At 74.4% G+C, this 14,504-nt stretch carries 12 protein-coding genes; 7 read left to right on the forward strand and 5 right to left on the reverse strand.

What is annotated here, in order from left to right:
• Positions 1–56: 56 nt before the first annotated feature.
• Positions 57–740: an MtrAB system response regulator MtrA gene (mtrA, locus tag ACIPWA_RS05510; protein ID WP_056646082.1), complete on the reverse strand. Its 684-nt coding sequence runs from the start codon at positions 738–740 to the stop codon at positions 57–59.
• 208 nt (positions 741–948) lie between these two features.
• Between mtrA and ACIPWA_RS05515 the strand changes: the two genes are divergently transcribed.
• The 6 genes from ACIPWA_RS05515 (at position 949) to ACIPWA_RS05540 (ending at position 8,456) form a co-directional block, all read left to right on the forward strand.
• The gene (locus tag ACIPWA_RS05515; RefSeq protein WP_400288653.1) at positions 949–2,274 is read left to right on the forward strand and encodes a DUF7847 domain-containing protein; all 1,326 of its coding nucleotides are present in this window, start codon (positions 949–951) and stop codon (positions 2,272–2,274) included.
• A complete protein-coding gene (locus ACIPWA_RS05520) occupies positions 2,271–3,044 on the forward strand; it encodes a DUF4129 domain-containing protein (protein WP_400288656.1) in 774 nt (257 codons plus the stop codon). Before ACIPWA_RS05515 ends, ACIPWA_RS05520 begins: the two co-directional genes overlap by 4 nt.
• Positions 3,041–4,300 carry a DUF4350 domain-containing protein gene (locus tag ACIPWA_RS05525; RefSeq protein WP_082618468.1) on the forward strand — a complete coding sequence of 420 codons (1,260 nt, stop codon included), beginning with the start codon at positions 3,041–3,043 and terminating at the stop codon, positions 4,298–4,300. Before ACIPWA_RS05520 ends, ACIPWA_RS05525 begins: the two co-directional genes overlap by 4 nt.
• Entirely contained in the window at positions 4,297–5,451 is a 1,155-nt protein-coding gene (locus ACIPWA_RS05530) for an AAA family ATPase (protein ID WP_449870439.1), read from the forward strand. The genes ACIPWA_RS05525 and ACIPWA_RS05530 overlap by 4 nt, the downstream gene beginning before the upstream one ends.
• A 24-nt stretch (positions 5,452–5,475) precedes the next feature.
• On the forward strand, positions 5,476–6,768 hold the full coding sequence (locus tag ACIPWA_RS05535) for a DUF58 domain-containing protein (RefSeq protein ID WP_400288659.1): 1,293 nt from the start codon (positions 5,476–5,478) through the stop codon (positions 6,766–6,768).
• A 383-nt stretch (positions 6,769–7,151) separates the two neighbouring features.
• Positions 7,152–8,456 (forward strand): winged helix DNA-binding domain-containing protein, encoded by a 1,305-nt coding sequence (locus ACIPWA_RS05540; RefSeq protein WP_400288661.1) that lies wholly within the window; start codon positions 7,152–7,154, stop codon positions 8,454–8,456.
• Positions 8,457–8,459: 3 nt separating this feature from the next.
• On the opposite strand, the gene ACIPWA_RS05545 is transcribed toward ACIPWA_RS05540, so the two are convergent.
• A complete protein-coding gene (locus tag ACIPWA_RS05545) occupies positions 8,460–9,449 on the reverse strand; it encodes a stage II sporulation protein M (RefSeq protein ID WP_056646070.1) in 990 nt (329 codons plus the stop codon).
• Between the two features lie 123 nt (positions 9,450–9,572).
• Here ACIPWA_RS05545 and ACIPWA_RS05550 point away from each other — a divergent pair, with 123 nt between their 5' ends.
• Positions 9,573–10,394, forward strand: a complete 822-nt coding sequence (locus ACIPWA_RS05550) for an RDD family protein (RefSeq protein WP_400288665.1) — start codon at positions 9,573–9,575, stop codon at positions 10,392–10,394.
• On the opposite strand, the gene ACIPWA_RS05555 is transcribed toward ACIPWA_RS05550, so the two are convergent.
• The 3 genes from ACIPWA_RS05555 to ACIPWA_RS05565 form a co-directional block, all read right to left on the reverse strand.
• Positions 10,306–11,787, reverse strand: a complete 1,482-nt coding sequence (locus ACIPWA_RS05555) for an acyltransferase family protein (RefSeq protein WP_400288667.1) — start codon at positions 11,785–11,787, stop codon at positions 10,306–10,308. The genes ACIPWA_RS05550 and ACIPWA_RS05555 overlap by 89 nt on opposite strands.
• A gap of 223 nt (positions 11,788–12,010) precedes the next feature.
• Positions 12,011–12,670 (reverse strand): response regulator transcription factor, encoded by a 660-nt coding sequence (locus ACIPWA_RS05560; protein ID WP_068627779.1) that lies wholly within the window; start codon positions 12,668–12,670, stop codon positions 12,011–12,013.
• A gap of 110 nt (positions 12,671–12,780) precedes the next feature.
• Positions 12,781–14,289, reverse strand: a complete 1,509-nt coding sequence (locus ACIPWA_RS05565; RefSeq protein ID WP_400288668.1) for a sensor histidine kinase — start codon at positions 14,287–14,289, stop codon at positions 12,781–12,783.
• Positions 14,290–14,504: the final 215 nt, after the last annotated feature.

A 14,504-nucleotide genomic window follows, 5' to 3' on the forward strand; every position in this document is an offset into this window, starting at 1 on the left:
ACGACGTCGGGTACGGCGGAACCTCAGCCCCACCCGACCTCGCAGCGACGAGCTGCTCACCCGCGTGCCGCGCCCGCCTTGTAGCCGACGCCGCGCACCGTCAGGACGATCTCCGGGTTCTCCGGGTCGTGCTCGACCTTGGAACGCAGCCGCTGCACGTGGACGTTCACCAGGCGCGTGTCCGCGGCGTGGCGATAGCCCCAGACCTTCTCCAGGAGGACCTCGCGCGTGAAGACCTGCCAGGGCTTGCGCGCGAGGGCGACCAGCAGGTCGAACTCGAGCGGCGTGAGCGCGATGGGGCGCGCGTCGCGCGTGACCCTGTGCCCCGTCACGTCGATCTCCACGTCACCGATCGCCAGGTGCTCGGGAGCCGGCTCGTCCGAGCGGCGCAGCCGCGCACGGATGCGGGCCACGAGCTCCTTGGGCTTGAACGGCTTGGAGATGTAGTCGTCCGCGCCCGACTCGAGGCCGAGCACCACGTCGACCGTGTCGCTCTTGGCCGTGAGCATGATGATGGGTACCCCGGACTCCGCACGGATCAGGCGGCACACCTCGGTGCCGTCCTTGCCCGGGAGCATCAGGTCCAGGAGGACGAGGTCCGGCTGCGTGCTGCGGAACGTCGCCAGGGCGAGGTCCCCGTCCGCGCAGAAGACCGGGTCGAACCCCTCGGAGCGCAGCACGATGCCGATCATCTCGGAGAGGGCGGTGTCGTCGTCGACCACAAGCACGCGTACCTTCATGACCCCATTTTGCCATCGACCCCGGCAGTGCCCGACCGAACCACCGGACGGCGCCCACTGTTCACCCGGGCGGTTCGCTCGCAGCACCTGACAGGCCCCCGTACTAGGGTGGGCCGCGACCACGCAGGGCACTGCCGCAGTGCCGTGCACGGCCGCACCAGGACGAGGCCTCCGGGCCCCACAGAACCGAGCGGGGACAGCAGAGCAGATGACGACGCCCGACGACGCCGGCACGCCAGCACCGGACGACACCCCGCGCTACGGCCAGCGCGCGCCGCAGCCCCCTGAGGGCACGGTCACGCCCGGTGGCGGCGCACCCGTCCCGACCGGCGCACCGCAGTACGGCCAGCCCGGTCAGCACGGCCAGCCGACGCAGCCCGGTACGCCGTACGGCCAGCAGGGCCAGTACGGCCAGCCCCCTCAGCCGGGCGCGCAGCCGGGCCAGCCCACGCCGAACGCCTGGGGCCAGCCGCAGTACGGACAGCAGGGCCAGTACGGACAGCAGGGCCAGCAGGGGCAGTACGGCGCCCCGCAGTACGGCGCCCCGGTGCAGCCCGGCTACGGGCCGCCCGCCTTTGCCGGCATGCCCTATGCCCCGCCCGCGAACAAGCCCGGCATCATCCCGCTGCGCCCCCTGACCCTGGGCGAGATCTTCGACGGCGCGTTCGGCGCGATCCGTTCCAACCCCAAGGTCATGCTCGGGATGAGCGCGACCGTGATCGCGATCGCGACGATCCTCGGGATGGCGCTCGGAGCCCTCGTGTCCGGGATCTTCGCGCCGCAGCTCGCCCAGCTCGAGACAGAGCTCGGCAGCGACGTGCAGGTCCTCACGGACATGCTCCCGCTGCTGGGGGCGTCGCTCGTGACCGGCGTCGTCCTCGCGCTCGCGCTGCCGATCGTCAACGGCATCCTGATCACGTCCGTCGGGCAGTCGGTCATCGGGCGCAAGGCGACGGTGGGTGAGGTCTGGGCCCAGGTGCGCTCCAAGGTGTGGCCCCTCATCGGCTTCTCGTTCCTCAGCAACCTCGTGGTCTACGTGGCGACGTTCCTGTACGTGCTGCTGACGATCCTGGGCTTCACGGTCGGCGTGGGGCTCGGGATCGTCCTCCTGCTCGTCGGGCTCGCCGGACTTGTCGCGTTCCTCGCGTGGTTCATCGTCCGGACGCTCCTGATCCCTCCCGCCCTGGTGCTCGAGGGCCAGGGGTTCCGTTCGGCGGTCGTGCGTGGTTGGACGCTGACCCGTGGCGCCTACTGGCGCACCCTCGGGATCTCGCTGCTGGCCTACATCGCGGTGAGCGTCATCGCCAGCATCGTCGTCTACCCGTTCTCGGCCATCACGACCTTCCTCGTGACGGACACCTTCGGGGTCCTGGCCCTGACCGCGGTGGCACAGATCATCAGCTCGGTCGTCACGTCGGTGTTCCTCGCCGGCGTCGTCTCGCTCCTCTACATCGACGTGCGCATGCGCCGTGAGGGACTCGACGTCGAGCTCACTGCCGCGGCGAACGAGCACGCCGAGCACGGCACGGCGTGACCGGGGCGCTCTCCGCGTCGCTCGCCGCCGGGCAGGCGGCCTGGTCGGCGCGCCTGGAGCTGCCGGTGGCGCTGCGTGGGGACGTCCCCGTGACTCCCGACGCCGACACGGCCCGCCGCTGGCTCCAGGAGGAGCTGCTCGATCCCGTCTACCAGGACCAGCCGTCCCTGCTCATGCGCTTCATCGACTGGCTGATCGGTCTGTTCGACGGGGTCGAGGTCCTCGACGTGAACCCGGTGGTCGCGTCGCTCGTCGTGGTCGGCGTGGTCCTCGTCGTCGCGGTGATCGCCTACGTGATCGCGGGCCCCGTCCGGCTCTCGCGCCGGGCTCGCACGTCGGCCACGGTGTTCGAGGACGACACGCGCTCGGCCACCGACCTGCGCGCGGCGGCCGACGCCGCGGCGGCGGCCGGCGACTGGGCCACGGCCGTCGTCGAGCGCTACCGGGCCGTCGTCCGCTCACTCGAGGAACGGGTGATCCTCGACCCGCGCCCCGGGCGCACGGCCCACGAGGCGGCCGACGCGGCGGCCCTGCGTCTTCCGTCCCTCGCGGACCGGCTCGCGGGCGGCGCCCGCCTGTTCGACGACGTCCGGTACGGGAAGGTGTCCGTCGGCGCCGCCGCCGACCAGACGCTGCGCGAGCTCGACGCCGCAGCGCTCGCGACCCGCCCGACGCCCGCCGCCACCGGCCCGACGCCGGATCCCGCCGACGGAGCCGGCGACCTGCCCGTCGGGGCCGGGACGTCCTCGACCACGGGAGCAGACCGATGACGACAGGGCTCGCAGCTCCGCCACCACCGGTCTCTGCCCCGGACACGTCCTCGACCGCGGTCACCACGGCGTACGTCCCCACCCCGGTCATGGGCGACGGCACCACGGCCGGCTCACGCGCGCGGCGACGCTGGCGCGCCGTGCGGTGGCCGCTCGCGGTGCTGCTCCTCGTCGCGATCGTCGCGGGCCTCGCGGCCCTGTCCCGGCCGGCGGTGTCGAGCACCCCGCTGGCCCCCGACAACCCGGGCCCTTCCGGCGCCCGTGCGCTCGCCCAGGTGCTCGGCGACCAGGGCGTCGACGTCGAGTACGTGACCACCACCGCGGACGCGGTCTCCCGGGCACTCGCCGGGACCACTCTCCTCGTGACCTCGGACCTCGACCTCCTGCCCGAGCAGATCGACGCCCTCCTCGAGACAGAGGCGGACCTGGTGCTCGTCGAGCCCGGGTACGACCTGCTCGAGGGCGCGACCGGCGGGACCGCGACCCTGGCCGACGACTGGTCGTCCCCCGACGCCACCCGGGCCCCCGACTGCACCGACCCCGACGCCGTCGCCGCGGGCAGCATCCGCAGCACGGGCTTCGGTCTCACCGCGACCGGTCCCGGCTCGACCGTCTGCTTCCCGGGCGACGACAGCCCCCCGGACACCGGCGCCTACCTCGTCCACGAGGGCGAGCGCCGCGTCGTCGCCCTCGACGACGCCGCGCTGCTCACCAACTCGGGCATCACCCGGGACGGGAACGCCGCGCTCGCGCTGCGGTCGCTCGGGCACCACGAGACCCTCACCTGGTTCGTGCCGAGCCTCACGGACGACACGATCTCCGAGGACGTCGGTGCGGGCACCGGCGCACTCCCCCCGTGGGTCACGGTCGTGCTCGTGCAGCTCCTCGTGGTCGCGTTCTTCGCGGCGCTCTGGCGCGGGCGCCGCCTGGGACGGCTCGTGACCGAGGACCTGCCCGTCGTGGTCCGCGCCTCGGAGACCACGCGCGGACGCGGGCGGCTCTACCGCCGCTCCCGCTCGCGCGGCCACGCCGCCGCGGGCCTGCGTGCCCACAGCGCCGACCGCATGGCCTCACGCCTGGGGCTCCCCCGCTCGGCCGCCGCCCCGGCGCTGATCGACGCGATCGTCCGCGCCACGCACCGACCGGCCGAGCAGGTCGCGCACCTCCTGTACGGCCCACCACCCGCCGACGACGCGGCGCTGCTCGAGCTCGCGCGTCACCTTGACCAGTTGGAGAGCGAGGTCTTCCACCCGTGACGCACCACCCCGAGGGGACGAACCCCTATCAGCAGCCCGCCGAGCGCTACGCGCCGCCGCAGGCCCAGCCCGCCACGCCGCCCGCCTACGGGGCTCCGGTTCCCCCCGTCCCCGCACAGCCCGCCCACGCGCAGGCGCCCACGGCCCCCGCTCCGCAGCCCGTGACCGACGCTCCCGCCCAGGCTGCGCCGTCGGGCCCCTCGCACGACCTGCGCGCGGCCCTCGCGGCCGTGCGGACCGAGGTGGGCAAGGCCGTCGTGGGTCAGGACGCAGCGGTCACGAGCCTGCTCATCGCGATGCTCTGCAAGGGTCACGTGCTCCTCGAGGGCGTGCCCGGCGTCGCCAAGACGCTGCTCGTGCGCACGCTCGCGGCCTCGCTCGACCTGGACACCAAGCGTGTCCAGTTCACGCCCGACCTCATGCCCGGCGACGTCACGGGATCGCTCGTGTACGACGCGCGCACGGCCGAGTTCTCGTTCCGCGAGGGCCCCGTCTTCACGAACCTGCTCCTGGCCGACGAGATCAACCGCACTCCCCCCAAGACCCAGGCCTCGCTGCTCGAGGCCATGGAGGAGCGCCAGGTCTCGGTCGACGGGACGCCGCGGATGCTGCCGGACCCGTTCCTCGTCATCGCGACGCAGAACCCCGTCGAGTACGAGGGCACCTACCCGCTGCCCGAGGCCCAGCTCGACCGCTTCCTGCTCAAGCTCGTCCTGCCGCTGCCCGAGCGCGACCAGGAGATCGAGGTCCTCGCACGGCACGCCGCGGGCTTCAACCCGCGCGACCTCGCCGCGGCGGGCGTCCGCCCCGTCGCGGGCCGCGAGGTCCTCGACCGCGCGCGTGCCGAGGTCGCCCAGGTCCAGGTCGCGCGCGAGGTCCTCGGCTACGCCGTGGACCTGTGCCGCGCGACGCGTCACTCCCCCTCGCTGTCGCTCGGCGTGTCGCCCCGAGGCGCCACGGCGCTGCTCGCGACGTCGCGCGCGTGGGCCTGGCTGTCCGGTCGCGGCTACGTCACGCCCGACGACGTCAAGGCCTTGGCCCACCCGACGCTGCGTCACCGCGTCCAGCTGCGCCCCGAGGCCGAGCTCGAGGGCGTGACCGCGGAGAGCGTGCTCGACACGGTGCTGGCCTCCGTGCCGGTCCCGCGCTGAGCGCCGGCTGCCTGAAGGGATGACATGGCTCTGACGTGGCGCGCCGTCGCGCTCGCCGCCCTCGGGGTGGTGACGGTCCTCGTCGTGCCCTCGTACGGCACGGTCCTGGTCTGGGCGCTCGTGGTCGCGCTGCTGTGCGCGCTCGACGTGACCCTCGCGGCCTCCCCGCGACGGGTCGCGGTCGAGCGGCGCGTCCCCGGCTCGGTCCGCCTCACGGGCCGCGCGACGTCGCAGCTCGTCGTGACGAACCTGACCGGGAGGCGCCTGCGCGCGGTGGTCCGGGACGCCTGGGCCCCGTCGGCGGGCCCTCAGGTCAACCGGCACACCGTCGACCTGCCCCCGGGCGAGTCGGCGCGCCTGACGACCGTGCTGGTACCCACCCGGCGCGGTGACCGGCTCGCGGACAAGGTCACGGTCCGGGCCGTGGGACCGCTCGGCCTCGCTGCCCGCCAGGTCTCGCTCGACGTGCCCGGCCGCCTGCGCGTCCTGCCCGAGTTCGCCTCGCGACGGCACCTGCCGAGCCGCCTCGCCCGGCTGCGCGAGATGGACGGGCGCGCCGCGGTCCAGGTACGCGGCGAGGGGACCGAGTTCGACTCGCTGCGCGAGTACGTGATCGGCGACGACGTGCGGTCGATCGACTGGCGGGCCTCGGCACGCCGGGCGGACATGGTCGTGCGGACGTGGCGACCCGAGCGCGACCGCCGTGTCCTGATCGTGCTCGACACCTCGCGCACGTCAGCGGCCCGCATCGGCGACGAGCCGCGCCTCGACGCGAGCATCGAGGCGGCCCTGCTGCTCTCGGCCCTCGCCGGACGGGCGGGCGACCGCGTCGAGCTGTTCGCGTACGACCGCAGCGTGCGCGCCCGGGTCGCGGGTGCGGCCGGCCCCCGCCTCATGCCGGCCCTGGCCGACGCGCTCGCGCCCATCGAGCCCGCGCTGCTCGAGACCGACTGGCCGGGACTCGTCGGCTCGGTCCACCAGCGCCTCTCGCAGCGCGCGCTCGTGGTCCTGCTCACGACGCTCGACCCGGCAGCCGTCGAGACCGGCCTGCTGCCCGTCGTCGGGCAGCTGACCTCCAAGCACCAGGTCGTCGTGGCCTCGGTCGCCGACCCCGAGGTCGCGGCGCTGCGCGCTGCTCGGGCATCGACGGCCGACGTCTACGACGCCGCGGCCGCGGCACGCGTCGAGCTCGAGCGCACCGCGGTGCGGACCGTGCTCTCGCAGAAGGGCGTCGAGGTGATCGAGGGACTGCCCGAGGAGCTCGCGCCCCGGCTCGCCGACACCTACCTCGCGCTCAAGGCGGCCGGACGGTTGTGACCCACGGCGCCGCCAGGACCGGCGTGGCCCCGGGGTCGCACCGGTCCTGACGAGACCTGCGCGGTCCTGCCCTCACAGCTCCGTCACACGACCCGTCGCAGCGCTCCCAGGGCGCCGTCTAGGCTGGTACCCGTCCCGCCCCACCACCGAAGGAGCAGCACCGTGCGCCGACCGGCCACCTCGCGCGACCGTGAAGCACGCAACCGCCGGGTCGCGATCATCGTGATCTTCGCGCTGTCCGCGACCTTCGTCATCCCCGCGCTCGGCTTCCTGATCTTCTGACCCCGCGCCCCGGCAGGACCGCTGCCGGGCAGGGTCGCACGGCGTCCTGACACGCGTCCGCAGACGTCCCGCGTGTCGGCCCCTCGCGGCAGGATGGCACCATGACCGCCGCCGGCCGCCACGGGCCCACGCTCAGCCTCGACGACCTCAACCGTGCGCTGCTGGCACGCCAGCACCTGCTCGCACCGCGCCCGGCCTCGGACCCGGCAGCGGCCGGCGCGCCCGCTCGCACCAGTACGACACCGGCCGCGCCCGTTGCCGCGGTCTCCTCCACTCCCGCTGCCGCGGGCCCCGCCACGACCCCTGCGCCGCGCAGCACCCCGACCCTCGCCGAGGTCGACCACCTCGTCGGGCTCCAGTCGCAGGTCCCCACGACCCCGTACCCCGGGCTGTGGTCTCGCCTCGAGGGGTTCCGCACCGACGACCTCGCGGACCGGTTCGACGACCGCTCGGTCACGCGCATCGCCGTGATGCGCGGCACCGTCCACCTCGTCACGGCCGACGACGCCCTCGAGCTCCCGGGCGTGCTGCGCCCGCTGCTCGAGTCCGGCGTGCGCGTGGGCAGCGTCCACGCCAAGGCGTTGGTCGGCACGGACCTCGGCGACGTCGCGGCGGCCGCGCAGGACCTCCTGGCCGAGGCGCCGCTCACCTCGGCAGACCTGGGCCGGCTCCTCGGTGCACGCTGGCCCGACGTCCATCCTCAGCACCTGGCCTACACGGCCCGCTGCTACCTCCCGCTCGTGCAGGTCACGCCGCGCGGGGTGTGGGGCGCGAGCGGGCCCGGCACGACGACGACGTGGACCACGGCGGACGCCTGGTTCGGGCGCCCGAGCCGATCGCTCCGCGACCCCGACGAACGCTTCGAGGCCCTCGTGCGACTCGTGCGGCGCTACCTCGCGGCGTTCGGCCCGGCGACGGTCATGGACGCCCAGAGGTGGTCGGGCCTGACGGGTCTGCGCGACGTCGTCGGGCACCTGCGACCCGAGCTCACGACCTTCACCGGCCCCGACGGCAAGGAGCTCCTCGACCTGCCGGGAGCACCCCGCCCCGGCGCGGACGCCCCCGCGCCCCTCGCGCTCGTCGCGGAGTTCGACAACCTGGTGCTGGGTCACGCCGACCGCACGCGCGTCGTGGACGACGCGCGGCGCAAGGCGATCACGACCGTCAACGGCCAGGTGCCCGGGACGGTCCTGGTGGACGGCTACGTCGCCGCGACGTGGAAGGTCCGACGGTCCGGCTCGCGGCCGGCCACGTCGCCCGGCGCCGTCGCGCACCTCGACGTCACCCCGCTCGGCCACACGTTCACGCCCGCCCACCGGACCGCTCTCGAGGAGCGCGGCGGCGAGCTGCTCCGGTTCGTGGCCCCCGAGGCGACCGAGCACGTGGTGGCAGTCGGCGCCGGGTAGGCCTCAGGCCGCGACGGGCGCGACGTCCCCCGCGTGGTCGGCCGTGAGGTCGCCCGTCTCGCCCGCCTGCACGGCGCGCCGACCGAGCACGATCGTGTAGACCCAGAACGCCGCGAGCGCGACCGCTCCGATCACGATCTTGAGCCACCACGCCATGCCCGACCCGGTCACGAACCCCTCGATGAGCCCGGACACCGCCAGGACCACCACGAGCCCGATCGCGATCGTGAACAGTGCCCGTCCCTCCTCCGCGACGGCCCGGCCGCGGGTGCGCGGCCCCGGGTCGATCAGGGCCCAGAAGAGCCGGAGCCCCGCAGCCCCCGCGACGAAGATCGCGGTGAGCTCGAGCAACCCGTGCGGGGCGATGAGCGTGAGGAACGTGTCGAGCTCGCCGTAGTACGCCATCATGCCGCCCGTCGACCCCACGCCGACCGCGTTCGCGAACATGATGTACGCCGGGAACACCCCGGAGATCCCGAGCGCGATGCACAGCGCGGCGATCCGGGCGTTGTTGGTCCAGACCATCGACGCGAAGCCCGCGCCGGGGTCGTAGTAGCTCGCGAAGGCCTCGTCGACGTACTGCTCGCGCGCCGCGGGAGTCCCCATCGAGGCGAGCGCGTCCGGGTTCGTGGCGACCCACCATCCCGAGACCACGGCGACGCCCACGAACAGGACCATGATCGTCACGGTCCACCACCTGATCCGGTACAGGGCCGCGGGCACCGAGACGGTCGCGAAGCGCACCACGTCACGCCACGCGGGCTCGTGGGCCCCGGCGATGCGCGTCCGGGCGCGCCCGAGCAGGTCGGAGAGCCGGGTGATGAGCACCGGGTCCGGGGCAGCCGAACGGATCGTGGACAGGTGCGTCGCGACCGACTGGTAGAGACGGACGAGCTCGTCGGCCTCGGCACCGTCGAGCGAGCGCTTCTTGGTCAGCTCCTCGAGTCGCGACCACTCGGCGCTGTGCACGGCGTTGAAGGCATCCAGGTCCACGCGGGCAACCTTGCCACACCTGGAGCCCGCAGGACCGCCCTTGACCTACAGTGGGCCGGACCGCTTCGTGGCCGTCCGCGCGACGGGGCACGAGGTTCGACGAGGCACGACCGAGGAGCACGAGTGCAAGACGGCATCCTGACCGGCGAGGGAGTGGTCCTCGACGCACGACCGGCATCGTTCGTGACGCGCGCCCTGGGGGCCGTGATCGACCTGACGGCGATCGGGATCGTGCTGTTCGCCCTGCTCTTCGCCGCGGCCGGGTCGGCGCTCGACGCGGTGAGCCCCGAGTTCTCCCCGGCGCTCTGGGCGGTGATCCTGGTCCTCGTGATGGTCGGCATCCCCACGACGGTCGAGACCCTCTCGCGCGGCCGGTCGCTCGGCAAGCTCGCCCTGGGCATCCGCGTCGTGCGCGACGACGGCGGCCCGGTCCGCTTCCGGCACGCGTTCATCCGAGCGCTCGTGGGCGTGGGCGAGCTGTGGCTGACGTTCGGCTCGGTCGCGCTCATCGCGTCGTTGTCGAACGACAAGGGCAAGCGCGTGGGCGACATGCTCGCCGGGACGTACGCGATCCGCGTCCGCGGTGGGAGGCCGACGTACGCCGCGATCGCCATGCCGCCCTACCTCGCGGCCTGGGCCGCGCACACCGACATGCGCAAGCTCCCCGACGGCCTGGCCCTCGCGGTGCGTCAGTTCCTCGGGCGCGCGGCCACGCTCAACCCGGCCTCGCGCGTACGGATCGGGCAGGACCTCGCGGGCAAGATCGAGCGCTTCGTCGCCCCCGGCCCGCCGCCCGGCACGCCCCCCGAGGACTTCCTGTGCGCGGTGCTCGCCGAGCGGCGGAGCCGGGACTGGGTCACGGCGCAGCGGGGGCAGCAGCTCGCGCACGAGCAGGGCGAGATGCTGCACCGGCTGCCGTACTCGGTGCCCGACCCTCGGAGCTGACCGCCCCGTAGCCGGCCCGCTGGGCCACCCGGGCCGCCGCGGGACCGGTCGGCCGGGCCGTCGGGGCCTCGAACCGGCCGAAGACCGTCGCGAGGGCGCCCAGGACGAGCGCAGCCGCACCGAACCACAGGGGCCGGCTGGCCCACCAGTCGGCGCTCCAGGCCACGGGCAGCGGCGACCCCACCCCGAGCAGGACCACGCCGATCACGACGAACATCGCGGTCAGGTGCCACAGGTACAGCGTCATCGAGCGCGCGGCGACCCACGACACGAGGACCGCGCCGCGTCCCTGCGCCCAACGGACGACGGCGTCGCGCACCGCGAGCGCGACGCTCACCTGGAGCACCGCGTGGGTCACGGCGAGGGCCGTGGGCGGGCCGAGGTTGGAGATCGCGTCGCCGGGCATCCCGATGAGGCTCAGCGGGTAGGGGCCCGCGACCACGAGGCCGGCCATCGCGGCGAGGGCCGCCGCGGCCGTGAGCCAGAGGGCTCGGCGCGAGGGCAGCGCGTCGCGACGCACGAGGTCGACGTACGCGATCCCCAGGACGTAGGGCACGGCCCAGCCGAGCAGGACGTTGACGACCGCGACCTGGTCCACGCCCGCCCCGAAGCGCAGCGCGTCCACGAGCAGAGGCGCGGCCACGGCGATCACGACCAGGCGCCACCCCCACGCCCGGTAGGCGCGCAGCAGGGCCGGCGTGACCGCGAGCAGCAGCAGGTAGACCCCGAGGAACCACAGGAGCTGGGGCGCGATGCGTGCGACCTGCCGCACGGCCTCCTGCGGGACCCCGAGCGCCGGCAGCACGAGGACCGCGGCGGCCCACGTACCGACGAACGCCGCGACGGGCCTCCAGATCCGCGGGAGCCTACGACGGACCACGTCCCACCCGGCCGTGACGACACCCTGGCGACGTGCGGTCGGGAGGTGAGCGGCGCCGTCGGGCCGGCCGGCCGTGCCGCTGCGCCAGAGCTGGTACGCCGCGGACGCGCCCGCCGCGAAGAACAGCATCGGCAGGACCTGCAGGACCCACGTGAGCGTCCACGCGCCGCCGTGCGACAACGCGTTGCCGATGCCCAGGCGTTCGCCGTCCCACGTGGCCTCGGGCATGAGCCAGTGCACGCTCAGCACGGCGAGGGTCGCGAGGGCGCGCACGGCGTCGACGAACACGTCGCGCCGGGCGGCGCCGCCGGGTGACGCGGAGGCCCGACGGCGGAGCGTCGGGTCGTGCGGTCCGGTCGCGGAGGTCTTGCCCGAGACCTGGCCGGGGCGGGGGCCTGTTCTGCCTGGACCGCTGCTGGGGCCCGCGACGTGGCCCGCCGTGCGGTCGGGCCGTGCAGCGGGCGGGGCGGCCGGCCGGGCGGAGGGGGCGGAGGGGGCGTCGACGACGGCCACGGGATGCTCCTCGAGACGGGGATCAGGTTCCCTGCAAGTCTTGAAGATCCCGGTTCGTCCCAGAAGGGGAGCCGCCCCCGAGGCCGTGGAGGCGATCCGGCGAGCTGGTGCGGGGGCTGTCCCCCGGATCAGCTGTCAGAACGTGGCTGGGCCATAACCCGGTGCGCTTCTGACAACGAGTCCGTGCGGCGCGAGCGGTCCCGCCGGCACCGCCACCTCGGGCTCAGTCCCGCAGGTACCTGAGCACCGCGAGGACCCGCCGGTGGTCCCCCGCGTCCTGCGGCAGGCCGAGCTTGCCGAAGATCGACGTCACGTTCTTCTCGACGGCCCCGTAGGACAGGAACAGGCTCTCCGCGATCGCGGTGTTGGACCGCCCTTGCGCCATGAGCTCGAGCACCTCGCGCTCACGCGGCGTCAGCCGTCCCAGGCCGTCGTCGAGGCGCGAGGCGCCCATGAGCTGGCTCACGACCTCGGGGTCAAGGACCGTCTGTCCTGCCGCGATCCGGGTCAGCGCGTCGAGGAACTCGCTCACGTCCGCGACCCGGTCCTTGAGGAGGTAGCCCACGCCCTCCGCGCCGCCCGTGAGCAGGTCGCTCACGAAGCGCGTCTCGACGTACTGCGAGAACAGCAGCACCCCGAGCCCGGGCGAGGACTCCCGCAGGGCCAGGGCCGCGCGCAGCCCTTCGTCGGTGAAGGTCGGGGGCATGCGGATGTCGATGATGACGACGTCGGGCAGCTCGCCCAGGACCGCGAGCCTCCCGACCTCCGCGACGAGCGCGTCCCCGTCCCCGACCGCCGCGACCACCTCGTGGCCGCGGCGCGTGAGCAGCGCGACGAGCCCGTCGCGCAGGATGACGGAGTCCTCGGCGATGACGAGCCGCACGGTGTACCTCTTCTTGGTCGTGGGTCAGCGTGGTGCAGGACCGCCGCGCAGCCCGCAGGGGCGGCGGTCCGGGGTTCCGGGGCCGTGCTCGGTCCCGGGAACGGGTGGGGTCAGACCCTGCTCGGCAGGGTCACGGTGACCACCGTAGGCCCACCGACCGGGCTCACGAGCTCCAACGTGCCGTCGACCGAGCGGACCCGCTCCTCGAGGCCGGCGAGGCCCGAGCGGTGCCCCTGCGCGTCGGGGGTCGAGACCCGGGCCCCTCCCTGCCCGTCGTCGCGCACCCGCAGGCGCATCGTGCTGCCCTGCTCCTCGACGAGCACGTACACCCCGGACGCGCGGGCGTGCTTCGCGGCGTTGGTCACGAGCTCGGCGACGCAGAAGTAGGCGATGGTCTCGACCGCGGGCGAGGGGGCGACGCGCGGGTCGACGTCGACCGTCACGGGCAGCGGCGAGCGCGCGGCGAGCGTCTCCAGGGCGACCGCGAGCCCGTTGTCGAGCGCAGGCGGGTGGATGCCCCGCGCGAGCTCGCGCAGCTCGACGAGCGCCTCCTTGGTCGAGGCGTGCGCGCTGTCGACGAGGTCGAGCGCCTCGGCCGCGTCGCCGCCCGAGGCGAGCTGCTCCTTGGCCTCGCCGAGCTGCATGGCGACCGCGACGAGCCGGGCCTGGGTCCCGTCGTGCAGGTCACGCTCGATGCGGCGCAGCTTGGCGTCGGCGTCCTCGACCGTCCGACCGCGGGACTTCTCGAGGTCCCGGACGCGCAGGCTCGCGCGCGTGGGACCCAGGAGGTTGATCGTAAGCAGGCGGAAGAGCTGGGCGAAGCCCCGGACGAGCTGCGGCCACAGCCACCACAGCACGACGCCGGCCGCCGCGAGCGCCGACTGCCGCATCGGGGTGTCGACGAACCAGTCGGTGCCCATCTGGGCGCCTCGGTGCCACGTCCCGTCGGCCGCCTCCTGGAGGGGGAGGAACTGCGCCCAGTACCAGTGCGTCATGGCGCCCACCGCGGTGAAGAAGAAGGTCACGCTCACGACGAACGACACGATCGAGAGCACGAAGCTCACGAGCATGAACGACAGCGCGCGCCACCCCGGCCCGTCGGACACGGTCGACCACAGCACTCGCCAGAACCCTCGGCGGCGCTCGTAGGGGGCCGGGGCCAGGACGTCGATCGACAGCATGGAGCGCGCCATGGTCCGGTACATGCCGCCCCAGCCGCGGGCCCCGAGGACGAGCGCGCCCGTCACGAACAGCCCGACGACCGTCACGAGGACCCCGGCCGTGAAGCTCACGGTGAAGATCGCGTAGGTGAAGGCCACGGGGGCGACGAACAACGAGAGCCAGATGTACCCGAACTCGCGCCACGTGCTCCGCGCGAAGGGGGCCCGCAGGAAGCCGACGTCCTCGCGGTGGTCCGTGTAGCGCGGATCGACCGGCACCGGGACCCGGCCCGGGCGGGGCGGGCGGGCCGTCTGTCCGTGGGAGCCTGCGGGTACGGGAGGGGCCCCGGCCTGGGACGGCGCGGACGAGGACGGCTCGGCGGGCGCCACCGGGCCCGAAGGCCCGTCGGCGGGGCCGCCGGTGGGCGCGGCGTCGCCGAGCGGCTGGGGGGAGGTCACAGCAGACATGGTGTCAGGACTCCTGCATCTGGTTCGAGCGGTGCCACCAGTCTTCCTGACGCGCGCCCGCGCGCCCAGGGTGCGCTCCGCCGTCGTGGCCCGGGGGTGTGCCCCCGGCCCCCCCGCGCGCGCCGCGGGGCCGGGGGGCCCGGGGGGGCGCGGGGGGCGCGGGGGGGCCCCGCCCCCCCGCGGGGCCCGCCCCCCCCCCCGGGGGC

It is taken from the genome of Oerskovia enterophila (assembly GCF_044748475.1).
Lineage (GTDB): Bacteria > Actinomycetota > Actinomycetes > Actinomycetales > Cellulomonadaceae > Oerskovia > Oerskovia enterophila.